This is a genomic window from Thermostichus sp. OS-CIW-20 (assembly GCF_054061455.1).
This window is the reverse complement of sequence record NZ_JBSSEF010000001.1, coordinates 144,428-171,084: the sequence shown is the minus strand read 5'-3', so window position 1 is coordinate 171,084 and position 26,657 is coordinate 144,428. Positions and strand designations below refer to the sequence as shown.

General features: G+C 60.1%; 28 protein-coding genes. 15 read left to right on the top strand and 13 right to left on the bottom strand.

Going from position 1 to position 26,657, the window contains the following annotated elements; genetic code table 11:
• Positions 1 to 2: 2 nt before the first annotated feature.
• The 3 genes from pstA to pstS are packed head-to-tail and all read right to left on the bottom strand — an operon-like array spanning position 3 to position 2,975.
• The gene (gene pstA / locus ACVWXC_RS00790) at positions 3 to 902 is read right to left on the bottom strand and encodes a phosphate ABC transporter permease PstA (RefSeq protein WP_457391238.1); all 900 of its coding nucleotides are present in this window, start codon (positions 900 to 902) and stop codon (positions 3 to 5) included.
• Between the two features lie 6 nt (positions 903 to 908).
• Positions 909 to 1,877 (bottom strand): phosphate ABC transporter permease subunit PstC, encoded by a 969-nt coding sequence (gene pstC, locus ACVWXC_RS00785; protein ID WP_457391236.1) that lies wholly within the window; start codon positions 1,875 to 1,877, stop codon positions 909 to 911.
• Positions 1,878 to 1,901: 24 nt separating this feature from the next.
• Entirely contained in the window at positions 1,902 to 2,975 is a 1,074-nt protein-coding gene (pstS, locus tag ACVWXC_RS00780) for a phosphate ABC transporter substrate-binding protein PstS (RefSeq protein WP_457391234.1), read from the bottom strand.
• Between the two features lie 354 nt (positions 2,976 to 3,329).
• Here pstS and rplI point away from each other — a divergent pair, with 354 nt between their 5' ends.
• The 8 genes from rplI (at position 3,330) to glmS (ending at position 12,779) form a co-directional block, all read left to right on the top strand.
• Positions 3,330 to 3,791, top strand: coding sequence for a 50S ribosomal protein L9 (gene rplI / locus ACVWXC_RS00775; RefSeq protein WP_011430393.1), 462 nt, complete (start codon positions 3,330 to 3,332; stop codon positions 3,789 to 3,791).
• A 110-nt stretch (positions 3,792 to 3,901) separates the two neighbouring features.
• On the top strand, positions 3,902 to 5,677 hold the full coding sequence (dnaB, locus tag ACVWXC_RS00770; RefSeq protein WP_011430392.1) for a replicative DNA helicase: 1,776 nt from the start codon (positions 3,902 to 3,904) through the stop codon (positions 5,675 to 5,677).
• 128 nt (positions 5,678 to 5,805) lie between these two features.
• Positions 5,806 to 6,699: a universal stress protein gene (locus ACVWXC_RS00765; RefSeq protein ID WP_457391231.1), complete on the top strand. Its 894-nt coding sequence runs from the start codon at positions 5,806 to 5,808 to the stop codon at positions 6,697 to 6,699.
• 23 nt (positions 6,700 to 6,722) lie between these two features.
• Positions 6,723 to 7,529 carry a nickel pincer cofactor biosynthesis protein LarB gene (larB, locus tag ACVWXC_RS00760; protein WP_457391229.1) on the top strand — a complete coding sequence of 269 codons (807 nt, stop codon included), beginning with the start codon at positions 6,723 to 6,725 and terminating at the stop codon, positions 7,527 to 7,529.
• A 252-nt stretch (positions 7,530 to 7,781) separates the two neighbouring features.
• Positions 7,782 to 8,603: a TerC family protein gene (locus ACVWXC_RS00755; RefSeq protein ID WP_228375215.1), complete on the top strand. Its 822-nt coding sequence runs from the start codon at positions 7,782 to 7,784 to the stop codon at positions 8,601 to 8,603.
• Positions 8,604 to 8,913: 310 nt separating this feature from the next.
• Entirely contained in the window at positions 8,914 to 9,651 is a 738-nt protein-coding gene (locus ACVWXC_RS00750; protein ID WP_457391227.1) for an ABC transporter ATP-binding protein, read from the top strand.
• Positions 9,651 to 10,877, top strand: coding sequence for an MlaD family protein (locus ACVWXC_RS00745; protein ID WP_457391268.1), 1,227 nt, complete (start codon positions 9,651 to 9,653; stop codon positions 10,875 to 10,877). The genes ACVWXC_RS00750 and ACVWXC_RS00745 overlap by 1 nt, the downstream gene beginning before the upstream one ends.
• Before the next feature lie 54 nt (positions 10,878 to 10,931).
• Complete coding sequence (glmS, locus tag ACVWXC_RS00740; RefSeq protein ID WP_099835917.1) at positions 10,932 to 12,779, top strand: glutamine--fructose-6-phosphate transaminase (isomerizing); 1,848 nt, start codon at positions 10,932 to 10,934, stop codon at positions 12,777 to 12,779.
• Here the strand turns inward: glmS and ACVWXC_RS00735 are convergent.
• A complete protein-coding gene (locus ACVWXC_RS00735; protein WP_206336901.1) occupies positions 12,740 to 13,246 on the bottom strand; it encodes a heavy metal-responsive transcriptional regulator in 507 nt (168 codons plus the stop codon). The two genes, glmS and ACVWXC_RS00735, sit on opposite strands and share 40 nt — an antisense overlap.
• Positions 13,247 to 13,328: 82 nt before the next feature.
• Positions 13,329 to 13,736, bottom strand: a complete 408-nt coding sequence (gene atpC, locus ACVWXC_RS00730; RefSeq protein ID WP_011430385.1) for an ATP synthase F1 subunit epsilon — start codon at positions 13,734 to 13,736, stop codon at positions 13,329 to 13,331.
• Between the two features lie 257 nt (positions 13,737 to 13,993).
• Between atpC and ACVWXC_RS00725 the strand changes: the two genes are divergently transcribed.
• The gene (locus ACVWXC_RS00725; RefSeq protein WP_011430384.1) at positions 13,994 to 14,632 is read left to right on the top strand and encodes a Crp/Fnr family transcriptional regulator; all 639 of its coding nucleotides are present in this window, start codon (positions 13,994 to 13,996) and stop codon (positions 14,630 to 14,632) included.
• A 5-nt stretch (positions 14,633 to 14,637) separates the two neighbouring features.
• Here the strand turns inward: ACVWXC_RS00725 and ACVWXC_RS00720 are convergent, their stop codons facing one another.
• From ACVWXC_RS00720 to ACVWXC_RS00710, 3 genes are all read right to left on the bottom strand, one after another.
• Entirely contained in the window at positions 14,638 to 15,303 is a 666-nt protein-coding gene (locus ACVWXC_RS00720) for a Uma2 family endonuclease (RefSeq protein ID WP_457391223.1), read from the bottom strand.
• A 23-nt stretch (positions 15,304 to 15,326) separates the two neighbouring features.
• A complete protein-coding gene (locus tag ACVWXC_RS00715; RefSeq protein WP_457391221.1) occupies positions 15,327 to 15,989 on the bottom strand; it encodes a Uma2 family endonuclease in 663 nt (220 codons plus the stop codon).
• 126 nt (positions 15,990 to 16,115) lie between these two features.
• Positions 16,116 to 16,940, bottom strand: coding sequence for a creatininase family protein (locus ACVWXC_RS00710; protein ID WP_011430381.1), 825 nt, complete (start codon positions 16,938 to 16,940; stop codon positions 16,116 to 16,118).
• 154 nt (positions 16,941 to 17,094) lie between these two features.
• Between ACVWXC_RS00710 and ACVWXC_RS00705 the strand changes: the two genes are divergently transcribed.
• Positions 17,095 to 17,508 (top strand): hypothetical protein, encoded by a 414-nt coding sequence (locus ACVWXC_RS00705; RefSeq protein ID WP_011430380.1) that lies wholly within the window; start codon positions 17,095 to 17,097, stop codon positions 17,506 to 17,508.
• Here the strand turns inward: ACVWXC_RS00705 and ACVWXC_RS00700 are convergent.
• Positions 17,505 to 18,761 (bottom strand): aspartate aminotransferase family protein, encoded by a 1,257-nt coding sequence (locus tag ACVWXC_RS00700; protein WP_099812087.1) that lies wholly within the window; start codon positions 18,759 to 18,761, stop codon positions 17,505 to 17,507. The two genes, ACVWXC_RS00705 and ACVWXC_RS00700, sit on opposite strands and share 4 nt — an antisense overlap.
• A gap of 90 nt (positions 18,762 to 18,851) precedes the next feature.
• Between ACVWXC_RS00700 and cysC the strand changes: the two genes are divergently transcribed.
• The 3 genes from cysC (at position 18,852) to lspA (ending at position 20,392) form a co-directional block, all read left to right on the top strand.
• The gene (gene cysC / locus ACVWXC_RS00695; protein WP_011430378.1) at positions 18,852 to 19,382 is read left to right on the top strand and encodes an adenylyl-sulfate kinase; all 531 of its coding nucleotides are present in this window, start codon (positions 18,852 to 18,854) and stop codon (positions 19,380 to 19,382) included.
• A 77-nt stretch (positions 19,383 to 19,459) separates the two neighbouring features.
• A complete protein-coding gene (locus tag ACVWXC_RS00690; protein WP_011430377.1) occupies positions 19,460 to 19,684 on the top strand; it encodes a hypothetical protein in 225 nt (74 codons plus the stop codon).
• A gap of 237 nt (positions 19,685 to 19,921) precedes the next feature.
• Positions 19,922 to 20,392 (top strand): signal peptidase II, encoded by a 471-nt coding sequence (lspA, locus tag ACVWXC_RS00685; protein WP_457391218.1) that lies wholly within the window; start codon positions 19,922 to 19,924, stop codon positions 20,390 to 20,392.
• Positions 20,393 to 20,397: 5 nt separating this feature from the next.
• Here lspA and ACVWXC_RS00680 read toward each other — a convergent pair whose 3' ends face one another.
• Complete coding sequence (locus tag ACVWXC_RS00680) at positions 20,398 to 21,282, bottom strand: carotenoid biosynthesis protein (protein ID WP_228375211.1); 885 nt, start codon at positions 21,280 to 21,282, stop codon at positions 20,398 to 20,400.
• A gap of 244 nt (positions 21,283 to 21,526) precedes the next feature.
• Here ACVWXC_RS00680 and ACVWXC_RS00675 point away from each other — a divergent pair, with 244 nt between their 5' ends.
• Positions 21,527 to 22,411: a M23 family metallopeptidase gene (locus ACVWXC_RS00675; RefSeq protein ID WP_228375209.1), complete on the top strand. Its 885-nt coding sequence runs from the start codon at positions 21,527 to 21,529 to the stop codon at positions 22,409 to 22,411.
• Positions 22,412 to 22,577: 166 nt separating this feature from the next.
• On the opposite strand, the gene ACVWXC_RS00670 is transcribed toward ACVWXC_RS00675, so the two are convergent.
• The 3 genes from ACVWXC_RS00670 to ACVWXC_RS00660 all read right to left on the bottom strand — a co-directional run bounded on the left by ACVWXC_RS00670 (position 22,578) and on the right by ACVWXC_RS00660 (position 25,476).
• Complete coding sequence (locus tag ACVWXC_RS00670; protein ID WP_228375208.1) at positions 22,578 to 23,195, bottom strand: hypothetical protein; 618 nt, start codon at positions 23,193 to 23,195, stop codon at positions 22,578 to 22,580.
• A 120-nt stretch (positions 23,196 to 23,315) separates the two neighbouring features.
• On the bottom strand, positions 23,316 to 24,404 hold the full coding sequence (locus tag ACVWXC_RS00665) for a polysaccharide deacetylase family protein (protein ID WP_099887460.1): 1,089 nt from the start codon (positions 24,402 to 24,404) through the stop codon (positions 23,316 to 23,318).
• A gap of 79 nt (positions 24,405 to 24,483) precedes the next feature.
• Positions 24,484 to 25,476 (bottom strand): NAD(P)/FAD-dependent oxidoreductase, encoded by a 993-nt coding sequence (locus ACVWXC_RS00660; protein ID WP_457391215.1) that lies wholly within the window; start codon positions 25,474 to 25,476, stop codon positions 24,484 to 24,486.
• A gap of 204 nt (positions 25,477 to 25,680) precedes the next feature.
• Here ACVWXC_RS00660 and ACVWXC_RS00655 point away from each other — a divergent pair, with 204 nt between their 5' ends.
• A complete protein-coding gene (locus ACVWXC_RS00655; RefSeq protein WP_011430369.1) occupies positions 25,681 to 26,649 on the top strand; it encodes an SPFH domain-containing protein in 969 nt (322 codons plus the stop codon).
• Positions 26,650 to 26,657: the final 8 nt, after the last annotated feature.

Genomic DNA, 26,657 nt, shown 5'->3' with positions numbered 1-26,657 from the left:
GCTTAGATAGTGATGGCTTCTTGGCGACGACTCACAAGGAGCCGGAAACTGACGGTGGTAATCAGGACCAAAATCACCAGAGCCAAAGCCCCTCCCCAGGCAAGCTTCTGCTGGTTTTCAAAGGGGACAAGGGCAAAGTTGTAGATCAACACAGCCAGCGAGGCCACTGGCTTCAACAAACCGCTGGGCCAGAGAAAGCTAAACAAAGCCGTGAAGATCAGGGGCGCCGTCTCACCTGCAGCGCGGGCAATGGCCAACGTCACCCCCGTCAGGATCACCGGCAGAGCCGCTGGCAACACCACGCGAAACACCGTCTGCACTCGCGAAGCCCCCAACGCATAGGCAGCAGCCCGCGTATCGGCCGGCACCAGGCGCAGCGCCTCTTCACAGGACAAAATGATGATAGGCAGGGTCAGCACCGATAGAGCCATCCCGCCGGCAAGGGCCGAGAAGGTTTTGGAGGAAAGCACCAGCACCCCATAGGCAAACACCCCGGCAATGATGGAGGGAACCCCCGTCAACACCTTGATAACGAAGCGCAGAAAGGAGGCCACGGGGCTGTTTTTGCCAAACTCCGAGAGATAGATGGCTGCGAATAGACCAATGGGGAATGTGATGGAGATAGCAATCGACACCACAATAATCGTCCCCAGCACCGCATTGCCAAATCCACCCACCTGATCGCCCGGAGGAGGGGGAAGCTGGGTCAGCGTCTGCCAGTTCAGGCGCTCGATGCCCCTGGTGAAAACGTAGTAGAGGATGAGAGCCAGCACAAAAATGGCGAAGATGCTGGAGATAGTTGTCAGCGCTGTCATTCCTACATCCAAGAAGATGCGCTGCCAGGGCTTCGCTCTGCGCTTAAACCAATTGCCTTGCTCTACCGCCTGCACTTGCGCCGTCATATTCCTCTACTCCCACGAAGCTGTTAGCGCAAACTTGACACGGCGTATCATCAGCTCCGCCGCAATGTTAACCACCAGAGTGATGGCTAACAGAATCAAGGCCAAATACATAAGTGCTGCAACCTGCTCGGGGCCCGCTTCCGCAAACTCGTTGGCCAATAGGGCTGGGATGTTGCTGGCAGGAGCCAGAAGCGAGATGCTAATGCCGCGGGCATTCCCAATCAGCATCGCTACTGCCATCGTCTCCCCTAGGGCGCGTCCCAAACCCAAAACCACCGCTCCCAGGAGGCCGCCAATTGCTGCCGGCAGCACGACACCAAAGATGGCTTCCCAGCGAGTGGCTCCCATCGCATAGGCAGCCGCCCGCAACTCTGGCGGAACGGACACCAGCATTTCCCTGGCGATGGCAGTAATGATGGGGATGATCATGATCCCTAAGACAACCCCCGATGTCAGCATCCCAGGCCCTACTGGTGGTGTGCTGAAAATGGGCAGCCAGTTGAAGTGCTGGAACAAAAACATCTGTATAGGGCGGAAGAAGGGGATGAAGATAAACAACCCCCAAATGCCGTAGACCACACTGGGAATGGCTGCCAGCAGCTCCACCACGATGATCAAGGCTGTGCGCAAAGGCTTGGGCAAAAAGTCCTCGCTCAAAAAGATGGAGATGCCAAAGCTTAAGGGAACGCCCACGATCAGAGCAATCAGAGAAGTTACCAGTGTGCCGTAGATCTGGGGCCAAGCACCGTAAATTTCCTCAACAGGATCCCAGGTGGTGCCCCAGAAAAAGCCCAGCCCGAACTTCCGAATGGCAGGTAGCGCCTGAATCCCAATCTCCAGGGCAATCCACAACAGTAGGAAAGCCGAGAAAAAGACGGCGATCCGCGTTGCCCAAATAAATAGCCAGTCGCGCCGGCGCTGGAAGACGGGCCGGGGCCGAAATAGAGAACTGCTCTCCGAAAAGGTAGTGGTCATCTGCTGGGTAGGGGGTACAAACCTCTACGGAGTGATTTTTTCCAGGGCAGCCAGAGCTTTCTTCCGCGTTTCCTCCGGCAAAGGCACATAGCCCAGCGGCTCCGCAAAGGATTGCCCTTCGGTGAGGGCGTAGCGAAGAAACTCTTTGACAGCCTTGGAGGTTTCAGCTTTGGGGTAGACTTGGTAAGCCAAGATCCACGTGTAGCCCACAATGGGGTAGGAGTCTTCCCCTTCGGGATCTGGGTCAACCCCCAGCAGCCGCTCGTCGAGCTTGATTCTCGCCAGCGCTGCCTGCTCCGTCTCAACTTTGGGGACGACGAACTTGCCTGCCCGGTTTTCCAGGCGAGCGAAATTTAGGTTGTTGAGCTTAGCAAAGCCGTACTCCACATAGCCGATTGAGCCAGGAATCTGCTTGATTTGTTCAGAAACGCCTTCGTTACCGCGAGCTCCCACGCCAGTTGGCCAGTTCACGGAAGAGCCACGGCCCACTTTTTGCCGCCATTCGGGGCTAATGGCGCTGAGGTGGGTGGTAAAGATGTCGGTGGTGCCACTGCCATCAGAGCGGTGCACAACAGTAATCGGCAGATCTGGGAGAGTCACGCCTGGGTTAAGGCCAGCCAGCAGCGGATCGTTCCATTTCTTGATCTTGCCCAGGAAGATATTGGCCAGCGCCAGGCGAGAGAGGCGAAGTTCAGGACCTACGCCGGGGACGTTATAGGCTGCCACCAATGCCCCGCCCACCATAGGCACGGCCACCATGCCCTTGGGAGGGTTGGCTTCACCCTCAATCTTGCTAATCTCCTCAGGACGCGGCACGCTATCAGTGGCGCCGAAGTCGACAGTGCGGGCCACAAATTGCTGACGGCCAGCGCCGCTCCCCACCGATTGGTAGTTGACTTGGATGTTGGGGTTTTTCTTGCCAAATTCTTGGGCCCACGTTTGGTAGAGGGGGGCCGGGAAGGTAGCTCCAGCGCCGTTGATGGTTATCGTCTTCTGCTGGGCAAACACTCGCTGCCAGCCGGCCTGACTTGCCGCAAAACTAGCAGCAACTGCCGACAAGGACTTGAGGAAAGAACGACGACCCAAGGAATGCGACATCGACATACAGAGATCTCTCCACTGAAGAGCGTGTCCTAGCCCAGGTCAAAAAGCTGCAACTGTGAAACCTAACTCCAAGAGTTCAGTCCACCGGGCCGAAGAAAGCACAGGATCTCGTTGAGACCGCAGCCTTTGCAACTCAGCCGTTAAATGTAACGTAAGGTCAACCCTTTTTTGGTTAACAAGAGGTTAAATTCAGGTTATTTCTAGGTTATTTCTAGGCCCAGCAGCCGAGGTCGCGACTGTCGGGCTTAGTCAGGGTAGAGACCCCAGGGGGAGGCTGGGGCTGGGCTGACATTGGTCGGGGGAATGCCTAGAATAGAGGACTGTCAAGAGAGTGGGTGCCTTCCTCCTATGGCAAAAGATGTGCAGGTGATGCTGCGCCAGGCGGTTCCTGGGCTCGGCAAGCCGGGAGAGGTGGTGAGTGTCAGGCCGGGCTATGCCCGCAACTACCTTTTCCCGCGGCAGATGGCGGTGCGGCTTACGCCTGGACTTCTCAAGGAGCAGCAGATGCGGCGGGAGCAGGAAGCAGCCCGCAAGCTGGCTGAGAAGCAACAGGCGGAAAACTACAAAAAGGCTTTGGAGACGATTGGCCGTTTTGTCATCCGCAAGAAGGTGGGCGAAAAAGACCTGCTCTTTGGACAGGTAACTGCCAGCGATATTGCCGAGGTGGTGCTGGCTACCAGTGGCCTCGATATCGACCGCCGCAATGTCCTACTCGATGAGGAGATCAAGAAAACTGGGGTTTACCTGGTGCAGGTGAAGTTACACCCCGAGGTTACCGCTACGCTGCGCATTCAGGTCACGCCTGAGTAGAAAAGAGGTTCTGGTTCAGACGGCTATGCCCACTTGGCCCGCTGCGCTAGGGTGTGCAGCCTAGCAGTCGGAGAGCGGGGGAGAGCTTGGTTTTTCTACCCTGGCTGGTGGTGATTAGCGATTACGACCTGACCGGTGGGGATCGGCTTCCGCCTCAGAACATAGAAGCTGAGGAGGAGATCTTGGGCGGCATCCTCCTTGACCCTGAGGCGATGGCGCGGGTGGCGGAGCTCTTGCGGCCTGAGATGTTCTACCTCTCCGCCCACCAGGAGATCTACCGGGCTGCTCTGCAGTTGTACAGCCAGGGCCAGCCCACTGACCTGACCACTGTTTCTGCCTGGTTGGCAGATCACCAGCTCTTGGAGCGGGTGGGAGGAACGGCGGCAATTCGCCGCCTAGTGGAGCAGACGGTTAGCAGTGTCAACATTGACCAGTATGCCCGTCTGGTGGTGGACAAATACATGCGCCGCCGGCTGATTCAAGTCAGCAACACCTTGGCGCGTCTGGCCTACGACACTAGCCAGCCTCTCCCTCAGCTCCTGGATCGAGCCGAGCAAGAGGTGTTCAGCCTCACCCAGGAACGGGTGCAGCGCAGCCTTGTTCCAGCCTCGGAAGTTTTGGTAAACATCTTCTCAGAGTTGGAGGAGAGGTTCCAGAGCGGGGCTCAGATCCCTGGGATCCCGACCAAATTCATTGACCTCGACAACCTGACCCAGGGCTTGCAGCGGTCGGATTTGGTCATCCTAGCCGGCCGTCCCTCGATGGGAAAGACCAGCCTGGCTCTTAACATTGCCCAAAATGTGGCTGCCTACGTCAAGCAACCGGTGGCCATCTTCAGCCTGGAGATGTCGCGGGAGCAACTGGTGCAGCGGCTCTTGGCCAGCGAGGCGCGCATTGATAGTAGCCGTCTGCGATCCGGGCGCATCAGCGAGAATGAGTGGCAACGCCTGGGGCAGGCGATTGGCTTTTTGTCGCAACTGCCTTTGTTTATCGACGACACGCCCAACTGCACGGTTACAGAAATTCGCTCTAAGGCGCGGCGTCTGCAGGTGGAGCAAGGAGGGACGTTGGGGTTGGTGTTGATCGACTACTTGCAGCTAATCCAGGGATCTGAGTCCGACAACCGGGTGCAGGAATTGTCGCGCATTACCCGCGGCCTCAAGGCGCTAGCCAAAGAGCTGATGGTGCCGGTGCTGGTGCTATCTCAGCTCAGCCGGGCAGTGGAGTCGCGCTCAGACAAGCGTCCGCAACTGGCAGATTTGCGGGAGTCGGGTTGTCTAGCCGGCGATACCCGCGTGAGGGACGTGGATCGCGGCAAGATCTGGCGGCTGGAGCAACTGGCAGCCCTGCCGCCTTCAGCAGAACTGCCGCGCCTGCTTAGCCTCAATGGGCGCGGGCGGCTGGTGCCCCAACAGCCAGTGAGGGTATTTTGCAGTGGGCGGCAGCCCACATGTCTTCTAAAAACCCGCCTCAACTTTTCCATTCGTGCCACTGGCAACCACCCTTTCCTAACTCGGGACGGCTGGAAAACCCTCGACGAGCTGCAACTGGAAGAGGAGGTGGCGGTGGTGGTGCAGGAGGGGTTGATCTGGGATCCCGTCGTCTTCATTAGCGAGCCGGGGGAGCCGCAACCGGTTTACGACATCGAGATGCCCCGCCACCACAACTTTGTGGCCAACGGCCTGCTGGTGCACAACAGCATCGAGCAGGATGCCGACGTGGTGATGATGATCTACCGGCCCGAGTACTACGATCCCAACACCAGCGATCGCGGAATTGCGGAGGTAATTGTTGCCAAACACCGCAACGGCCCCACGGGCACGGTGCGCCTTTTGTTTGAAAGCCAGTACACCCAGTTTCGCAACTTGGCGGATCCCTATCGGTGAGCGAAAGCCGCAGCAGAAGTAGATCGGGACTCCTTTCAAGGACAGGTCCGGGGTGCGAGGTGTTAGCCTGAGATTGCCCCCCTAGGGCAGGTTGCTGTTGCTGGCTACCTCCCTCTGCCTAAAGCCATATGTTCAAAAGCCTGTTGATCGCCACCGATTGCCGCGATGGACTGCAGCGTTTTGGCAAATGCCTAGAAGAGCTTTACCTGAATGGGATTGAGCGCGTTGCTTTTGTGCATAGCGTTGCTCGGCAGGACGACGACATTGGCCTTCCCGAAGACCTCACCCCCAAAGTGCAGGCGCAACAGGCTCGCTTACAAGAGGTGTTGAGCGCCGTTCCTGCAGGGCTGGAAGTCAAAGTCTTGGTGCAGGCGGGCAAGGCGGTGGATCTGATTTTAAGAGGGATCCAAACCTGCAGCTCCGACTTGCTAATCACAGGCATGGGGATCCACAATCTGCTCACCGAAAAACTGTTTGGAAGCACCACCTTGGAGCTGCTGCCGAAGCTGACCATCCCGGTAATGGTGATGCGTCCGCAACTCATCGCCGCCTTTACTCTGGAAGAATTGCGCCTGCGCAGCCGCCACCTATTTCGCTCCCTCCTAGTGCCTTTTGACTTTGAGGAGCCCCGCCGGCAGCTCCTCAGCCGTCTTGGCCAACTGCTGCCAGGAACTTCCCAGTGTCAGGCCATTACGCTGCTCTATGTGGTGGATCCCAGCGCCCGCCGCAACCAGGGATCGCCGGCAGAAGAGCTCAAGCGCAGGGCCGAGGCCGACTTGGCCCGGTTAGTCGAACCGCTGGCCGAGCAGGTAAAACCGGTGCAGTTGCGGGCCTTGGTGCGGGTGGGATCCCCGCTTCAGGAAATCCTGGCCACCGCTGCTGAGGAGGACATGACCGCCATTGCCACCGCCTCCCCACGGGTGGGGACCTTTTGGGAGTGGTCAATCCGTAGCCTCACCGGCGAGATTCTACGGCAAAGTTGGCATCCGGTGTTGTTTTTCCCGCGCGGTTCCTTAGCGTAGTAGAGCTGCCCAACCCCCCTTCTATGCCGCTTGACCAAACCTTGAAGGAACTGTTCCAGGCGGTGGCTCAGGGGAAGCTCTCTCCCGAGCAGGCCCTGCAAGCCTGTCGCTTCCTGCCTTTTGAGGCGGTAGGAGACTTCGCCCGTGTGGATCACCATCGCCTTCTGCGCACCGGCTTTCCCGAAGCCGTGTGGGGGCCGGGCAAAACTCCTGAGCAGATTGCCCAGATCCTGGAACGGCTCCACTGGCAGGGATCCCTAGCTTTGGCCACCCGCGTCGATCCCTCGGTCTATGCCCAAGTTCGCTGCCGCTTGCCCCAGGCCCAGTATTCTCCTGTAGCGCGCTTGTGCTGGATCCCTCCCCAAAAGGTGCATAGCTATCCCGGCCAGATTAGCGTGATCTCCGCTGGCACTGCCGACGTGCCAGTGGCTGAAGAGGCCGCTCTCACCGCCGAGCTCTCCGGGTTTCAGGTCAACCGCCTCTGGGATGTGGGAGTGGCCGGGATCCACCGCCTGCTGCACCACCGCGCCGCCCTGGAAGCCGATGTGCTCATTGTAGTGGCAGGCATGGAGGGGGCCTTGGCCAGCGTGGTGGCGGGCCTGGCCGATTGCCCGGTGATCGCCGTGCCCACCAGCATCGGCTACGGGGCCAGCTTCCAGGGCTTGGCTGCCCTGCTGACCATGCTCAACTCCTGTGCTCCTGGGGTGGGGGTAGTGAACATCGACAACGGCTTTGGGGCTGCGATTCTGGCCGGCCAGATCCTGCGCTGTGGCCAGCGGCTGGCGTCGCGATTGCCCTCGCCTGCATCCCCTGGAGAGGGAGAAGGTTAAGAAATGTAAAACAATCCTAAGCCAGACAGGCTATACTCAGGCCATGGCTAGGCCGGGATTTTGGCTGTCTCCGCTGGGAGGTTGTTTCCAAGAATTGAGGGGTGGGTTCTTTCCTCAGGTATCATTCTTGGGGCGCTCCCTAACGACCATAAAAACGACCATAAAAATGAAAGCAAATGAAAGGAGTTGTCGATTATAGGATAGCAGTCTGGGGTTGGCTGCACTGAACGAACGATTTTTTAGCCGGGGTACATGAAGCTTGCTGCTATGTCCATCGAGGCAATAAATACCGCTGTGGCTCTTGTTCAGGGGATCGTTCAGTCCTTCACTTGGACGGATCTCTTTTTGGTGGTGGCTCTGGTGTTTTTGGAAGCAGCCCTCTCTGCTGATAACGCCGTCGCCCTAGCTGCTTTGGTCAAGCATTTGCCCACCCCCCAGCAACAGAACCGGGCTTTGCGCTGGGGCATCATTGGCGCCTATGGTTTTCGCATCGCCATTGTGTTTGCAGCGGTTTGGCTGGTGGAGTATCCGCCCGCTCAGTTTCTTGGGGCCTGTTACTTGCTCTGGCTGGCCTGGCAGCATTTTCGCGGGGAAGAAGAAGGACCCGAGCAAGACATCACTCGCCAGGCCAATTTTTGGCAAACTCTGGTGATGGTAGAGCTGACGGATCTAGTCTTTTCTTTCGACAGCATCGCCGCTTCGGTGGGCGTCTCCCGCAAGGCTTGGGTGATCATCCTCGGCGGCATTCTCGGCATCACCCTGATGCGCTACATGGCCTCTTTGTTCTTGCGCTGGCTGGATGAGTTTTCCCGCCTGGAAGATGCTGCCTTTGCCATCATCGCCCTGGTGGGAAGCCTCATGCTGCTGGAGGTGTTTTTCCCCCAAATTGAGCTCCCGGAATGGGGGATGGTGCTGGCTGTGCTGCCTTTGTTTGTCTGGGGCTTTTCGCAGCGCCGCAGTCCTTCTCCTCCAGCCGTGGCCCAGCCAGATTCGACTCTGCCCAGTTCGACGGAAGGGATCCCTGCCGGCTTAGCCGCTCTTGCTGAGGTTGAGTCTGCCGCTGAGCTGGACTAAGGGAGCCCAGGGAGGAATTTCGGATCCCTGGGGCCGGTGAACGCCGGCAGGTTGTTCGGGCAACGGGAGGGCCTTGTAGACTAGTAGTGGAGGCAAGCCACCGGAGGAAGGTATCCTGATTCCGCAGTTTTGCCAGAAGTGGTGGGCAAAGTGCTGCCAGCAAGCCACTGCCACAAGCAGGGACAGCCAGCAGAAGCCGCCAGCAGGGGTAGAGAATGGTCAACCTCAGCCCCTTTCCTCTCCAGCCAAGGTAAACGATCCGATCCCTCTGGTAGAGCTGCGGCAGGTCTCTAAGCGCTTTGGGTCTACGGTGGTGCTGGATGGGATTGACCTCAAGGTGTACCGGGGCGATGCCCTAGGAGTGGTGGGGCCTTCCGGCACGGGCAAGTCGACCCTGTTGCGCATCATCGCGGGCCTAACGGAGCCCGACGCTGGCGAAGTGCTCTGGTGCGGTATTCCTTTGCCAGAGATTCAGGCCGGCCACTGCACTCCTCCTTTGCGGCTGGGCATGGTATTTCAGCAAGCGGCCCTGTTCGACTCCCTAACGGTGGAGGAAAACGTCGGGTTTTTGCTCTACGAGCACTCGCGGCTGCCGCGAGCCCGCATTCGGGAACTGGTAGCGGCCAAGCTGGAGGCAGTGGGGCTGGCGGGTAAGGGGAACAGCCTGCCGGAAGAGCTCTCTGGGGGGATGCGCAAACGGGCTAGCTTTGCGCGCGCCATCATAGAGGATCCCTCTCTGCCCCAAGACGAGCCGCAACTGCTACTTTACGACGAGCCCACAGCGGGCCTGGATCCCATTGCTTCCACCGTAATCGAAGACCTCATCCGGGATCTGCAACAGGTGAAAAAAGCTTGCGAGAGCTACATCGTCGTAACCCACCAGCACAGCACCATCTACCGTGCCACCGACCGCGTTGTGCTCTTGGCCCAGGGGCGAGTGCAGTGGGAGGGATCCGTGCAAGAGATTGAGACGAGCGACAACCCCTTTGTGCGGCAATTCTTCAGCGGTAGTGTAGAAGGGCCAATTCAAGTGGCAGGGCAGGTGTGATGCGTTCGCGAGCCATCCGAGAAGGGGCAGTGGGCCTGTTGATCTTGGCGGGGGCGCTGATCTTTGCCGGGCTGTTTCTGTGGATCTACAACCTGCGCTTTGGCAGCCGCGGCTTTCGGTTTACCGTTACCTATCCCGGCGTGGCCGGCCTGGCGGAGGGCTCTAGCGTGCGGCTGCGGGGGGTAGCTGTGGGCCGGGTGGAGCGCATCGTGCCTCAGGCAGCTCAGGTGGAGGTCCAGGTGGCCATCGACCAGCCCTTGATCATCCCCCGCGATGCTCTGTTTATTACCCAGCAAACAGGGTTGGTGGGGGAGACGGTGGTGGACATCTTGCCTAGGGGGAGTGTCGAGGGGGCAGTGGGATCCCCCCTAGCTGCCGATTGCGACCGCAGCCAAATCATCTGCGATGGCGATGTGGTGGAGGGCAAACCGGGGGTGGATTTTGGCCAGTTGCTGATTCGCCTGGAGCGGTTGCTTGCACGGGTTGACGATGATGAGGTTTTTAGCACCCTTAACGCCACCCTAGAAGGGATCACCCGCGTTGCCGACAGCGTGGCCAACCTCTCGGAAACCCTGGAAGAGCGGGTGGCAGCCCTGCGCACCGAAGATCTGGACTTGTTGCAATTCACCGAGGCGGCTAGAGCAGTGAGCCAAACTGCCGCAAGTCTCCAGGAGGCTGCCGACCAGTTCACGGCCCTGCTTCTAGAAAATCGCGCCTCGCTCCGGGCCGCCCTAGAGAATATCCAGCAGGTGAGCGCCGATCTGGAGGCGATGTCGAGCGCGGTTCGCCCGCTGCTTACCGATCCGCAACTGCAGGAGGAGGTGCGCCAGATCCTAGTAGGGGCACGAGTAACGGCGGAGAACGCGGCCAAGGCCACTGAGGATCTGCGGCAGCTTGCGGCTGCCCTAAGCGACCCGGGCACCCTAGCAACCTTGCGCCAAACCCTGGACTCCGCCCGCATCTCCTTTCAGAACGTGCAAAAGATCACGGCTGACATCGACGAGCTTACCGGGGATCCCCAGTTTCGCCGCGCCCTGCGAGAGCTGGTGTTGGGGCTGAGCAACTTGGTTTCCAGCGCCCCTTCCAACAACGGGATTCAGCCCGCTGCCGTCCAAGTCGCGCCCGTTTCTTTTACCCTCGCCCCTATGGGGCAGCAGCCGGTTCCCCAAGAGGAAGCCAAGATCCCTGCCGAGATCCGCTCCCCTAGCAGCGGCAAAAGCCATTGAAGGGATCCGGAAGCTGGGGTAGGCTTTGCGGATATTCGGGTTGAGGTGTGAGGAATGTGCGGCATTGTCGGCTATGTGGGCTTTCAGTGGGCAGCTCCCATCCTCTTGGAGGGCCTGCGCACCCTGGAGTATCGCGGCTACGATTCCGCCGGCATTGCCACCGTGGATCCAGAAGAGGGCTTGAGGATTGTGCGGGCCACCGGCAAGCTGCACAACCTGCTGGTGAAGCTCACGGCCAACATGCCCACGGCCAAGGTGGGGATTGGCCACACCCGCTGGGCCACCCACGGCGGTATCAGCGAAGAAAATGCCCACCCCCACTGCGACGCGCGCGGGCGCATCGTGGTCATCCAAAACGGCATTGTGGAGAACTACCTGGAGCTGAAGGAGCACCTGCTGCAGCGCGGGATCCCTTTTCGCTCCCAAACCGATACCGAGGTGATCGCCCACCTGCTGGGCCTGTACACGGAGGAGCTGGGCTGCTTTGAGGCAGCTTTTGCCAAAGTCATGGGACAACTGCGGGGAGGCAATGCCGTGGTGGCCTTGGATCGGGAGGCGCCGGATCGTCTGATTGCCGCCCGCCTGGGCAATGCCGGGGCTGTGGTGATTGGCGAAGGGGAAGGGGAAAATTTTGTGGCCTCGGATCTGCCCGCCATCGTCCGCCACACCCGCAGGGTGGTGTTTCTGGAAGATGGGGAGATGGCCATCCTCACCGACTCCAGCGTGCGCTACCTGCGCATTACCGGCGAAGAGCTGCGCAAGACTCCCATCACCGTAGCCTGGGATCCCGTCTCGGCGGCCAAGGGGGGCTACAAGCACTTCATGCAAAAGGAGATCTACGAGCAGCCGCGCACCACCACCGATACGCTGCGGGGGCGGGTGGATCTGGAAGGGGGGCGGGTGACGCTGGAGGGGCTGGCGCTAACAGAAGCGCAACTGGCCCAGATAGAGCAGATCCACGCCGTGGCCTGCGGCACCGCCTGGCACGCCTGCCTGGTGCTCAAGTATTTCATCGAGAGCCTGGCCCGCATCCCGGTGCAGGTGGACTATGCTTCCGAGTTTCGCTACCGCCAGCCGGTGCTGCGCCCCCACAGCCTGCTGGTGGCCCTCACCCAGTCCGGTGAGACGGTGGATACGCTGGCGGCCATGAGCGAGGCCCGCACTCAGGGGATCCCCACCCTGGCCATCGTCAACGCCATCGGATCCCAGGCCACTCGTCTGGCGGATGCCGGGGTGATCTACATCCACGCCGGGCCGGAGATCGCCGTCGCCTCCACCAAGGTGTTTACCGGCATGCTGGTGGCAGGATACCTGCTGGCCCTGCAACTGGCCCAGGCCAAAGGGATCCTCAGCCCGGCCCAGATCCGATCCCACCTGCAAGCTTTAATCGAGCTGCCGGGCAAGATCAGCCTGTTGTTGAAAGACGCCGCCCTCTACGAGCAGTTGGCGGAGCAGTACCACCACGTCACCGACATGCTCTACCTGGGCCGCTGGGTCAACGCCCCCATAGCCCTGGAGGGGGCCTTAAAAATGAAAGAGGTCAGCTACATCCACGCCGAGGGCTACCCAGCAGGGGAGATGAAGCATGGCCCCATTGCCCTCATCGACGAGCGCATGCCGGTGGTGTGTATTGCCACCCGCGATCCCGTCTACGAAAAAATGCTCTCCAACATCGAGCAGGTGCGGGCGCGGGGCGGGCGAGTCATTGCCCTGATCAATCCGGAAGATACCCAGGTCCGGGAAAAAGCCGACCACGTCATCGAGGTGCCCAGCACCACACCTCTGCTGTCGGCGGTTTTGAACGTCATCCCCCTGCAGCTGTTTGCCTACGCCATGGCGCTGCGCCGCGGGGCCGATGTGGATCAGCCCCGCAACCTGGCCAAGTCGGTAACCGTCGAGTAGCGTCTGCCAACCTTGTCACCGCCGGCCTCTGGCTTTTGCAAAATCGGGCAGATCACGTCCTCCTGGGCCGTCGGTTCCGCTGGGATCCGCCAATCGGAAAGGAGGCTTTCAATTTGGCCTTTTAGAGTTTGCAATTCGGCCATGCGCTCTTCGATTTGCCACAGCTTCTCCTGCAGGTGTTGGCGGATTTCTGGGCAGGGCTGCTCCCCCCGGTCGTACAACTGCAGGATCTGGCGAATTTCCTCCAAGCTCAGGCCCAGGCTTTGGCAGCGGCGAATGAAAGCCAGCCGCCCCAGCACTGCCGGATGGAAGAGGCGATAGCTGGACTCCGACCGCTGCACCGTTGGCTTCAGCAGGCCCAGCGACTCGTAGTAGCGCACCGTGCGCACCGGCAACCCCGCCGCCGCCGCCACCTGGCTAATTCTCAAGCTGCCCAATGCGCCATCGGCAACTGCAGGACTGAACATAGCACCACCAGCTCCCCAAGAGCTTCAGCTTAACAAAGCCAGCCCCGCAGCCGGATCCCCTGCCAAGAAAAGCGGGGATCCCTCAGCTTTTGTGGCCCATCTCGGCGGCTTGGATCAAGGCCCTGGCCCGCTGTTGATCCAACTTGGCCTGCAGGCGCTCTTGCTTGTCGCTGCTGGTGTTCAAAACTTGGCTCGCTTTGTCCAAGAGGGCCTGAGCTGCGGCCTTATCCACTTTTTCTCCCCGCTCGGCGCGGTTGACTAGAACGGTTACCTCGTTATTTTCCACTTCCGCAAACCCGCCCATCACGGCAATGGCCGACCACTTGCCACCGGCCTTGACCCGCATCACGCCGTTGCCGATGGCCGTCAAGAGAGGGGCGTGGTTGGTGAGGATGCCCAACTGACCTGAGGTAGCCGGGAGGATCACTTCCTCGGCGGGGGCATCCCAAACCGTGCGGTCGGGGGTGATCACGCGAACCATCAGCGTCACAGCAGGTCTCCTGAAGGGTTGAGCTTGGCACTTCTATCCTACCGGATCGCGGTTGCTCTCGGTTCTGCCCCTCTGCGTGGCGAGACTTAACCTGGGCATAACCTCTCCTTTACTTCCGTCGAAGAGGCAAGCGGTAAGGTGTTGTCGGGAACACTTGTCCTCTACCCCAACTCAGCCGCGAAGCCAACCCCATGCTGTTATTGGTAGGGGAAAGCCCAACGACCAGTGTGCCCAGTTTGCCCTAGCGGAGCTAGCCTATGCCTGAAACGATGCCCGGCCATTTTGCTGCCGGCCTGCCTACACGGGAGCGGCAATTGCTAGAAGACCTCTACCGAGGCCGCAGTTTATCTCCCTACAGTCCCGGCCAGGTCATCCCTTTGTTTCCCGAGGAGTGGGTGATCGTCTGTCGGGGTGTGGTGCAATTGACTACCCTCTATCCCAATGGCGGCGAGGCGCTGTTGGGATTTGCTGGCCCCTCCATGCCCCTGGGATCCCCGCTGACAATGTTGGATCCCTACCAAGCCAAGGCGTTGACGGCGGTTGACGTGTTGCGGCTGCCGGCAGCCGAGGTGGAAGCCTCAGCAACCCTGAGCCAGGGGCTGCTCAAGCAGTTGGTGCGGCGGTTGCGCCAAACCGAAGCGCTGCTGGCCTTGGCCGGGCGGCGGCGGGTGGAGGATCGGCTGCGCCAGTTGCTCTCCCTATTGGCGGTGGAGTTGGGATCCCCAATGGCGACGGGGGTGCGCCTGCAGGTGCGCCTCACCCACCAAGACTTGGCCAATGCCATCGGCACTACCCGCGTCACCATCACCCGTCTTTTGAACCGTTTCCGCCAGCAGGGCTGGATCGCGGTGGACAAAAACCGCCATCTCATCATCAAGCTGGCCCAAACGCCCTGACGGCTTTAAGCCTGGCGTTGGAGCTGTTGGAGGAGCCAGTTGGCGGCGGCGGTGTTGGTCTCGCTGGCCAGGCGTTCCAGCGCCTGCTCAAGCAGAGCTATCTGCAGGCCCGCCAGCACCTCTGACTGGGCAATGGCCCGATAGCGCCTGTCCTTGGCCAGGGCAAAGGCCAAAACGCGCCGCCCCTTGACATCGATGACCCAGTACTCAGGAATGCCCAGGCTGGCGTAGAGCTGCTTTTGCTCGTCTAGGTCAAGAGCCAGGGTGGTGTCGGCAATTTCGCCCACCAGGTCGGGAGGTCTTTGGAAACGCAAATCAATCCGCCGCGGCTCGCCGGCTTGGTATTTGGGGATGTTCTCCCCTTTGTAGAGCACTAGGTCAGGGGCGCAGGCGTGGGTTTCTGGGTACTCAATCAGACAGCGACCATAGGACTGCAGCGGCACATCCGGGTGCAAAAAGGCCCAGGCGAAAAAAATGGCCGTCATCAAATCGCTGACGGAGGCGTGTTCCGGCCCTTCTTTGCCCATGTTGACCCACAACCAACCCCGATGAAAGGAGAGTTTTTGCCACTCCAGGTCAGGATGGCTGCGAATGGCCACATAGTCCTGCCAAGTGGCGTCGTGCCGCTCGAGGATGGGGGAAGTCGAGGTCTTGAGAGAGATTACAGTCATAGTCCATCCTGAAGCTGGGAATCTTAAGCCTGGCGTTGGAGCTGTTGGAGGAGCCAGTTGGCGGCGGCGGTGTTGGTCTCGCTGGCCAGGCGTTCCAGCGCCTGCTCAAGCAGAGCTATCTGCAGGCCCGCCAGCACCTCTGACTGGGCAATGGCCCGATAGCGCCTGTCCTTGGCCAGGGCAAAGGCAAAAACACGCCGCCCCTTGACATCGATGACCCAGTACTCAGGAATGCCCAGGCTGGCGTAGAGCTGCTTTTGCTCGTCCAGGTCAAGAGCCAGGGTGGTGTCGGCAATTTCGCCCACCAGGTCGGGAGGTCTTTGGAAACGCAAATCAATCCGCCGCGGCTCGCCGGCTTGGTATTTGGGGATGTTCTCCCCTTTGTAGAGCACTAGGTCAGGGGCGCAGGCGTGGGTTTCTGGGTACTCAATCAGACAGCGACCATAGGACTGCAGCGGCACATCCGGGTGCAAAAAGGCCCAAAACCCGAAAATGATGGTGATGAAATCGCTGACGGAGGCGTGTTCCGGCCCTTCTTTGCCCATGTTGACCCACAACCAACCCCGATGAAAGGAGAGTTTTTGCCACTCCAGGTCAGGATGGCTGCGAATGGCCACATAGTCCTGCCAAGTGGCGTCGTGCCGCTCAAGGACAGGGGGGGTGGCTGGCTTTGAGGCAAGAACCATCGCTCTTCCCTCAGGGGGTTTCCCTCAAGCCTATCATCAGCCCTCGAGAAGTCGCTCCTCCCGCTCCAGAGAAGCAGGCTAGGGCCGGCCAGAAGCCTCAAAAGGTCAGGAAACCTGCCGGGATCCCTAGACCGACAGCGGGGCTTTGCGCCAGGCCTGGGGCTGTTGGAACTTGTGCAGATCTCGGATCAGCCGCACCCAGCCGTCGGCCATCGACTCGACCAGGAGCTTGCCTTTTTCGGGCGTGGCGGCGGTGGCATCCCCCAGGACGCCGCTCCGGCTGAGGTCGCGGGTTGTCCAGGCAAACGAGATCCGCCCTTCCAGGCTGAGCAAGCTATCTTGCGGCAGATCCGAGGGGTACTCGCAGACCAAGCGGTCGGTGCGCACCGTCTCGGGCAACAGGTACATCAACATGCTGGTCTCGCCGTCTCCGGCGTGAATGCCCAATTCCTGCTCTTTTGCGGTCATCAGCTCCTGGCCTTGGTGGGGAACGCGCCAGACGGACACCGGGAAGAGCAGGAAATCTTCGTACTTCTGGTGCAGGTCGCGGGCCACAATCTGCAGCACCTCGGGCTGGCCGCCGTGGGAGTTGAGGAACACCAGCTTGCGAAACCCAGCCCGGTAAATGCTTTCGGCCACTTCGGTCAACACCGCCATCAGGGTTTGCGCCGAGAGGGTGATGGTGCCGGGGAAATGCCAGTGCTCGTTGGCCTTGCCGTAGCACTGGGTGGGCAGGACATAGGCCGGGATCTCCGGCTCTAGTTTTTCCATGGCCCGCCCGATGATTGCCGTGCCGATGCAGGCATCTACCACCAGGGGCAAATGGGGACCGTGCTGCTCGATTGAGGCCACCGGCTGGATGATGACTACGTTCTCTTTGTCGGGCATGGCCTGGATCTCCGTCCAGGTCAGGTAGGGAAAGAAACGGTGGGGCGGGATAAAGGTGTGCATCATGGCGGGATCCGGTTTCCAGGAATTTGGAGGAGCCTTGCCTGCAAGACTAGCACCATGGGCAATCTGGGATCCCCTCGCAGAACCTGAGAAGGCATCCCTTAAGATCAGGTGTAGTTGGTCTCAACTTTCCTAAGCGGAAGCCAGCCGTTCCATGACTCTGTGGCCCTGTCTGCCCGCTCAATGTGGCTCTGGTGAGGATCTCCCCATTAGGGGACGTCCTCTGCCTGCTGGGAGGACGGAAGTAGGGAGTGTCCTCACCTCACCCCGCCCCATCCTAGCCTTGCCGGGGTCGCAGGCCACCCTCTACGTGGAGCTGATTCAGGTTTCTCTTCACAATCTTGAGGCGGGATCCCCAGCTCTGCTTTGGGTGCGACCCCTGTTGCTCAAGCAGGGATCCCAAGTTTGGAACCTGCGATCCACCTCGGATTTGCTCTGGCCGGCTGCCGGCTTTGTCCCGGCCTACGCCGAGGAGGTGCTGCCGCTGCTGGAGCAGGCCGGGGATCCCCTGCCCCAGGAGGCCCGCCAGCGGCTGCAAGCCTTTTTGCAGCAGGTCTGCCAGGGCTAGGACTCCGTCCCGCTATTGCCAAGGGCCAAGCTCTGCAGAGCCGATTCCAGCCGCGCCAGCGCCTCGTCAATTTCCGCAGGCGTGACGATCAAGGGGGGCACCAAGCGCACCACCTGGGATCCCGCCGGCACCAGCAACAGCCCTCGCTCCAGGGCCGCCCTGACCACCTCAGCCGCCGGGATCCGCATCACCAGGCCCTGGATCAGGCCCCAGCCGCGCACCTCCTGCACAAGCTGCGGGAACTGCTTGGCCAAGCGAGATAGACCCTGGCGCAGATGGGCTCCTGTCTGCTGGGCATTCCAAACCAGGCTCTCGACCATCAGGGTGTGGCAGACCGCCAGGCCAACCGCACAGGCCAGGGGGTTGCCGCCGAAGGTGCTGGCGTGATCCCCCGGCTGGAACACGGCGCAAAAGTCTTTGGCCAGGAGGGCGCCAATTGGGATCCCGCCCGCCAGGCCCTTGGCCAGGGTAAACACATCCGGCTCTATCCCCAGGTTGCAGTAGCCCCAGAGCCTGCCGGTGCGGCCCAGCCCCACCTGTACCTCGTCCAACATCAGCAAGATGCCCCGCTCGCTACAGACCCGGCGCAGCCACTGAAAGTAGGCGGGATCCCCGGGCACAACCCCTCCTTCTCCCTGCAGCGGCTCCAGCAGCACGGCACACACCCGCTCGCCCCAACGCTCCAGCACTGCCGCCGTACCCTCGATATCGTTGTAGGGAACGTAGTCGAAGCCGGGCACCAGCGGGGCAAAGTCTTTTTGGTATTTCGGCTGGCCGGTAGCGGTGAGGGCAGCCAGGGTGCGTCCATGAAAGCTAGCCTGGGCGGTGAGGATCACCGGATCTTGGATCCCGCGCACCGTATGGGCATATTTGCGGGCCAGCTTGATGGCGCCTTCGTTGGCCTCTGCCCCTGAGTTGCAGAAAAAAACCTTATCGGCACAGGAGTGCTGGGTCAGCCATTGGGCCAGTTGCGCCTGGGGCCGGTTGTAGTAGAGGTTGGAAACATGGTGCAACTGTTGCGCTTGCTGAGTCAGCGCCTGGATCCAAGCGGGGTGGGCATGGCCCAGCGTGCAGGTGGCAATGCCAGCCACAAAATCCAGGTACTCGCGCCCTTCTTCGTCCCAAACCCGGCAGCCTTCCCCCCGCACCAGGGTCAAAGGATAGCGAGCGTAGGTGGACATCACATGCCGGTCGAACAGCTCGGCGGTTGTCCCGGAGCCCAAGTCGACAAGAGAAGCGCTTAGCGGCGGCATGGCAGAGGGAGAATGGACAATGTCTCGAGTGTATCACTCTGGGCGGGGGATGATATTCTGGCAAAGCCCAAGGAGAAGGGATCTACACCCATGGGGCGGCGGGGGGTAACGGTCTGGTTTACGGGGCTCAGCGGCGCGGGCAAAACCACCCTGAGCTGCGGTGTCGCCCAGCAGTTACAGGCTTTGGGGTTGCCGGTGGAAGTGCTCGATGGAGACCTGGTGCGGCAACACCTCAGCAAGGAACTGGGCTTCAGCAGGGCGGATCGGGATGAGAACGTTCGTCGCATCGGCTTTGTGGCAGAGATGCTGACCCGCCACGGGGTGATCGTGCTGGTGTCGGCCATCTCCCCCTATCGCGCCACCCGGCAGGAGGTGCGGCAGCAGATCGGCAACTTCATCGAAGTCTTTGTGGACGCCCCCCTGGAAGTTTGTGAACAGCGCGATGTGAAAGGCCTCTACCGCAAAGCGCGGGCAGGCCTCATCCGGCACTTCACCGGCATCGACGACCCCTACGAGCCGCCAGAATATCCAGAGGTGGTCTGCAAAACCGCCGAGCAAAGCATCTCTGAATGTATCGACTTGGTGATGCAAAGCCTGAGAAGCCACGGCTATCTCCAATAGGGCGCTGGGCCTGGCGGGTTTGGGATCCTTGTGGGAAGATGTGAACAAGCATTTCGTTTCTGAGAATCGAGGTAGCTATGGCAGTGACTCGTGCCGGACGAACCTTTGTGATGCGGGGCAGCAGCGAAGGGAACCCTGCCAAGTTTCTGGAAATGGCCAGCTCTCTGATCAACACCCGCACCCGCCAAGGTAGCGGCAAAAAGGTTCAAGATCGCTCCTCCTACGGCAAGGCGGGCAATCCGCAAGAGTTTATACAGATGGCCAGCGAGTTGCGCCGATCCCTGGAGCAGCGGGGGCGGTAGCTGCTCTTTTCCTCTCCTCTAGACTGTAGGATCCCCGTCCGGCTCAGCTAGCCGGACGCTTTTCTTTGTTTTGCCCTCCAGGCAGACAATTGCTGGCCTGAGGCTCCCTGGCTTTCTATTCCACCCTCCCCAACCTTGCTCCTGCGGTTTGCCGCTCACAAAAGAAGAGAGGATGTCAGGATGGGAAAAGTGCTCCTCTGAGCGCTCTTGCCGGTGGACGTAGTGAGGTGAAAAAGCATGAAAAACACGGGCTTTTGGCTGGCCGGGATCCTGGGGTTGCTCCTGGATCAGGCGAGCAAGCGCTGGGCGGTGGAGCGGCTGCTGCCGGGGCCGGAAATCGAGCTGTGGCCAGGGGTGTTTCACCTTACCTATGTGGAAAATACCGGCGCCGCTTGGAGCCTATTTGCCGATTCGGCAGAGTTCCTCAAGTGGGTCTCGCTGGGGGTAGCGGTGGCGCTGGCGCTGCTGGGGATTCGCGGCAGCAGCCTGGGCCGTTGGGAACAGGTGGGCTACGGCTTGGTCTGGGCAGGAGCGATGGGGAACGGCATCGACCGCTTTCTCAACGGCTATGTGGTGGATTTTTTCAACTTCGTCTGGATTGGCTTCCCCGTCTTTAACGTGGCGGACGTGGCCATCAACGTGGGGGTGGCCTGCTTGTTGGTTGGCCTGTGGCAGGGCAGCCCGAAAAAAACGGCGCCGAGACCCTAGGCGACCTACTTCGCCCCCGCCCACTGGCGATCCCCAGCTTCTTGCGCGGCCAACTCAGGCTGCGAGGGAGCCTCAGGATCCGGCGGAGCGCTCCACCACAACCCCACAGCTGGCCCCAATCCCAGCAAGAGCCCCAGCCCTGCTGGCGCGACAATGCCGGATCCTACGCTCATCAGCAGGGCAAAGGCAAAATTGGCTACATAGAGCAGCAGCGGCCCCAGCAACTGGCGGCGGTTCAAGACCGGCTGATCTTTCCCCCAAAGGAGGTTGGCCGCGGTCATAAAGGCAGCTCCGGTGAGCATCCAACCGCCGAAGTTTTGCAGCGGCATGCCGAAAAAGGGCCCCGGCTGGAACCACGTCCAAAAGGGGATCAGGCCGCGGGTCATGGCCGGATCCAGCACGAAGTCCCAGGCGGTGAGCAGCAGCGCCCCCAACAGGATGGCCTCGCAGTGGATCAGCCAATGGCGCCCCGCTTGCAACGCCACCCGCGCCAACAGGTAGGACGACAGCCCCACGTAAAACCAAGACAAAGGGATCGTGAAGGGAACCAGTCCGGCGATCTTGTAGCCCAGCCCGCTCAGGTAGCCGTAGTCGCCAAAAGGGATCCCGGTGCTGGTGCCCAGCAGCTCGCTGGCCAAGGAAATGCCCACCGCCGGGATCAAAAACATCAACAGGCGCCGCACCCCCAACAGCCGGGATCCCATCAAAGCCGCCGCCAGCGCTCCAGACACCATGTAGGCCACGCCGCCATTGCCCATGCTCCAAGAGAAGGCCTGCAGACCAATGGGGGGTAAACTGGCCACCCACTCGGGATGCGGTACTACCCACAGTAGGCCCACCAGCCCGAAGAGCAAGGAGAGAATGTGCAAGCCCAGCGCCAAAGCCTCCAACCGCTGCCAGATTGACCCAAACCCAAGGAGAACACCTCGCCTATCAGAAAACCGGAAAGGCAGGCTAACAAGGACACCAGAGGATAACGAGGAGAACAGCCAACGCATGAGAAGCTCCCGTAGGGTGGTTGATCAGAGCCGCCTCGCTACCCCACCGCTTGAGCAGCGGCTGAGGAGAAAAGCGGATGGCCAAAGCAAACTGCCTGGCCTGACCAGGGTAGGCCTGCTGATATTTTGCTGCCTATTGTATCAATTCGTAAACATCCTGCCTGGTTTTCCGCAGAGCTCCTCTTGGTCAGAGGGATCCCTGAGGGGAGTGTACGCTCAGTTGAGGCGGGCTGTGGAGCGCCGGGACTGGGCTCAGGCCTTGCGCCTGGTGGATCTTCTGCTGCAGCGGTCCCCAGATCCCGCCCAGCGTCAGGATCTGGAGCACTATCGGTTGGCGCTGGAGAGCCATCGCTCTTCTAATGGGGATCCGCCGCCGCCCCAGTGGCCGTTTTTGCACAAGCCCTTTGTCGGGGAATTTCCCGTCACCAACCTCTTCGACCACGACTTGCCCTTGGGGGAGGAGGATGGCAACGGACGGTTTGTCAGTGGGCAAGGCCAAGTCTGGATCCCTGGCCCGCTGCACCCCTGCGGCAAAAGCGATGGCCATGCCGGCTATGACTGGGCCATGCCGGTGGGCACCCCCATCCTGGCCGCCGCCCCAGGACGGGTTACCGTAGCGCGTCCGGAGCCAGCGTTTTTCTGCCCTGCCTTGGGTCGCCCGGTCAGGGGGTTGCGGGTGCGCATTCTGCACGAGCCAGCTGGCTTGGAAACCCTCTACGCCCACCTCAGCCAAATCCAGGTGCAGGAGGGACAGAGGGTAGCCGCCGGGGAGGTGATCGGCCTGTCGGGCGACAGCGGCTGTGCCAGCGGGCCCCATCTCCATTTCGAGGTGCGCCGTCTCAACCCAACCAACTCCGGCCAACCCGCCCCCGTCGATCCCTACGGCTGGTTTGGGCCTGGCCTGGATCCCTGGAGCCTGCATCCCCTGGGAGCCGAAAGCCTGTTTCTCTGGCAGGTGGGCCAAGCGCCCAGCCTAGGCGCCTGCTGGCAGGCTCAACAGCTCTCTGGCCCTCCTCAATAGACTAGAGACATTTCCCGCAGCCCCGACCCCTCTCCCAGTGGGAGTCTCCCCTCACCCCCGACCCCTCTCCCAGTGGGAGAGGGGAGTTGCAAGGGACTGCTTTGTGGCAATTTGGAACGAATCCCAGCGGTCTATTGTCTCGTCGCCAATCGGAAGACTTGGGATGTTACAGATCGCGGCGGACAAAGCCATCTCCCTCCCACTGGTAGAGGGTGGCGCGCGAGTCGCGGTTGGATCCCGGCACGCTGGAGATGACCAGGAGCCCTTGGGAGCTGACCCGCAAGCTGGCATTGCTTAAATCGGTTACGCTCAGCAGCGGCACAAACCCCTCCGGCTGGTGTTCCAAGATCAAGACAGACCGCAGCAGGCTGATTCCCCCTCGCTCGGTGAGCAGTACCAGCTTGGGCTGGGCGCTGGAGGTAATGTCGGTGCGCAGGTGCGCCTCCACCAGCCGTCCGGGGATCGGCTCAGCCGCATGGAGCAGGCGAAAATCGTATCCTCCCTGATGGGCGAAGCTGAGAACGCGCACCACCGGCTCCACTGTCGGCTGCCGCTGGATTTCAAACACGGCCACCACATCCTGCCGATCGGAAGCGGTGAGGCTGGCCGCAAACAGGCGCAGGTTTTGGCCGCGATTGCCGCGGATGAACTCCCACCAGATGGATTGACGAAAGAGGGCAACTACTCCCTCGCGCGCGGTGCCTCCCTCAGAAACAGCCGGCAACAGCGGAAGCAGCGGCTGGGGGTGGGCAGAGTTAACAGCAAGGGGTAGCGCCAGAGCCAAGGCTGCTCCCCAACTTATCCGACCCCAGAAATCCAAGGGCTTTCGCATACTTCCCCACTCCTCGACCCTAAGATTTTAAGAGATTGCCCGGTTTTGCTTAAGAGACAGTTGGCAGTTCCCTCAAGCAGAATCTCTAGAAGTGGGCCAGGGCAAAAAGCGATAGCCCGCCTCTTCAACGGCAGCAACGATCTCCGGCAAAGCTTCTGCAGTATGGGGCCAGCGGTCGTGCAGCAGCAAAACCAGGGGTTGTTCAGAGGCTTTCATCACCGACAACTGGGATCGAACCCGCTGCAAAAGCTGGTCTACTGTTTGGCCGGCATAGGCATCCTCAGGACTAAGGTTCCAGTAGAGAACCTGATACCCTGCCTGTTCCAAAGCGCGACGCAAAGCAGAGTCTAAGCGAAAACCGCCCGGTGGGCGAACCACCAGTTGGGGATCCAAGCCCAACGTCTTGAGCAGTTGGGTTGTCTGATCCACCTCGGCATAGAATATCTCGTCGCTGCTATAGAGGCGTCGATAGTCGTGAGTAAACGTGTGGTTGGCTATAGTGTGGTCGTGGGTTTGAATGGCTTTGGCCAACTCTGGAAAGCGAGAAACGTGATTGCCGATGAGAAAGAAGGTGGCCGGAATCTGTAGCTGATCCAAAACCTCTAAAAGGCGAGGGGTGGACTGCGGCCAAGGTCCATCGTCAATGGTGAGAAAGGCAGAGCGAGGTGGCACTTCCAACAAAGGCCCGAGCGCCTCTTCCAAAGGCAGTTGCAAAGGCCGGCTATTTTCCAGCGGATCGAGCAAAGTGGGATCCGCTGTCCAGCCATGCTGCAAAAAGACCTCTACCTGGGCAGGTGCAGGGGTGATCAGCAGGCGCCCAGTCTGTTCGTCTCGGTTGCCCCAGCTCAGCCGGTAGGGCAGCTCCCTAGGAACCTCAACAGCGGTCGAGGGCGTAATCACCGCATAGGGAATATCGATCAAGTAATGCCCATTTACCCGCTCTTGGTAAACCCAGGCAGCAGAAGGAGCCGATAGGTAAACCAGCAGGTCTTGGGGAGGGCTGCCGCGCACAACCCGAACGCTCTCGATCGGGAGAACAGGATCGTATTCTGAGGTTAGAGTCAGCTTTAGATCAAAAAAAGACTGGGCCTCCACCGCGCAGTACTGCAGCCCCACCAATAGGAAAACCAAAAAAAAGATCGCCGCTTTCAGAGAACGCATGGGAGTTTCTCGGGGCTTCGCAACAATCATAGGGCAAAGGGCCATCCCAGCTCCCTCAAGAGGGCGGAATGAGCCCAAACTAAGAGCGCAGGCGCTCTTCCCATTGACGAGCAGGGGAGGCTCGGCGGATGTCCCGCCAAATGGCTGTGGCCGCCAGCGCTCCGTCAGCAACCGCAATCGCCACCTGATTGAGGCCTTGCTTCAAATCTCCTACCGCGAACAGCCGCGGATGGGTGGTGCGGCACCACTCGTCGGTCACGAGGTTTTCGCCCTGCCACTGCAAGTTGGGGATCCCTTTCAAATAGTCGTTGTGGTACTTGGCTCCCATGGCCACCAGGCCGGTAGTTGCCTCGATGTAGGTGCCATCCGCGAGCTCTACACCGCGCATCTGGTGGTTCTCGCCCAGAAAGCGGCGGATGGGAGATTCGTAAAGGGGATAGCCGTGCTCGGCCAGTTTTTGGCGCATTTCAGGGCCGACCGAGCAGAGGCCGTGAGTCAACACCGAGATATAAGGCGTAAACCAGTTGAGGACAAAGGCAGTGTTGATTTGAGCCTCTGAGCCGACGATTAAAACTGCCTTTTGATCCCGCATTTCGTAGCCATCGCAAATCATACAGACATGCAATGAATAGCCGGCATAGTCGTAAACATTTTGCATGTCCGGCAATTGCGGCAGATGATCGATGATGCCTGTTGCCGCGATCAAATACTTGCTGCGAAAAACGGGGTAGAGGCTGTTGACTTTTCCCACCTTGACCTTGACGGCAAAAAGGTCTCCCTCATCCTTCACATTTTCCACATAGCCCCATAGATAGTCCACCCCCAAGCTGAGGGCGTGCTCCCTTCCCTGTCGCAACAGCTCTCGTCCTGGCGTGTTTGGCGGCAGGCCCAGATAATTGCGCAGATCCTGCATCCAAAAAGATCGGCCTTTGCCTTTTTCCACCACCAGACAACTCAAGCCATAGCGAGTCAGATAGATTGCCGCCGACAGCCCCCCTGCGCCGCCACCGGCGACAATGACGTCGTAGGTTTTGTTCAAGCCAACTTCTAGGTTCTTGCTGTTTAGTTTCATAGACAGACTCCCTTTAGGTGCTTTTCAGTCTTTCCGGTTGCCCCCACCGGTCAATGAGGTATGGGTCAAGACATCAAACCTTAAAATTTTAGGAAAAAGCCAGAAAGAGTCTCCGCCTTCAGGGGCCTCGAGGTCAAGGCCGACAAGCCCAGAGAACAATCGTCTAAGATAAGAGGCAAAGCTTCCACTCAGGAGAGACGTCTTATGCCAGGCATCTTAGCGGCAATCGCCCTGATCTTCCTCGGTTACCTGTTTAACTCCGTCAAGATCATCAGCCAGGGCTATGAGGCGCTGGTAGAACGTCTGGGCCGGTTTCACCGCAAGCTAACACCCGGGCTGCACGTCATTTTTCCTCCCATCGACAGGATTGTGTTCCAGGAAACCATTCGCGAGAAGGTGTTGGACGTGCCGCCGCAGCAGTGCATCACCAGCGACAACGTTTCTTTGATGGCGGATGCGGTGGTCTATTGGCGCATTACGGATATGATCAAGGCTCGCTATGCAGTAGAGGATGTACAGCGGGCTTTGGTGAACTTGGTGCTGACGGCCCTGCGGGCCGAAATTGGCCGCATGGATCTAGATCAGACCTTCTCCTCCCGCGCCGAGATCAACGCCCGCCTTTTGACAGAACTGGACGAGGCCACCGATCCCTGGGGGATCAAGATCACCCGCGTGGAAGTTCGAGATATTCAGCCCTCCAAAACCGTGCAGGACTCGATGGAAAAGCAGATGGCTGCCGAGCGGGAGAAGCGAGCGGCCATTCTCAAATCCGAGGGGGAGCAGCAGGCCAGCATCAACCAAGCGGCGGGGGCTGCCAAGGCGCAGTTGTTGCGAGCAGAAGCTGAGAAGCGCGAGCGGCTGCTCCTAGCCGAGGGCACGGCTGAGGCCATCAAAACCATTGCCGCCACTTTGCAGGAAAACCCAGAGGCAGCCAACGCGCTGCAATACTTGATGGCGCAAAACTACATCGATATGGGTCTCAAGGTGGGCAGTAGCCCCAGCTCGAAGGTGATCTTTATGGATCCCAATTCCATCCCCGCTACCCTGCAAGGGTTGCTCTCTATGGTGGATGTGGCCAAGGGAGAACAGGGATCCCGCGCTTCCGGGGCTTCCCAAAAGTTGGGCAGCTCCACGGCTTTCCCGACCGAGGTGAACTTTCCTCAGCTCGACTAGCAGCGACA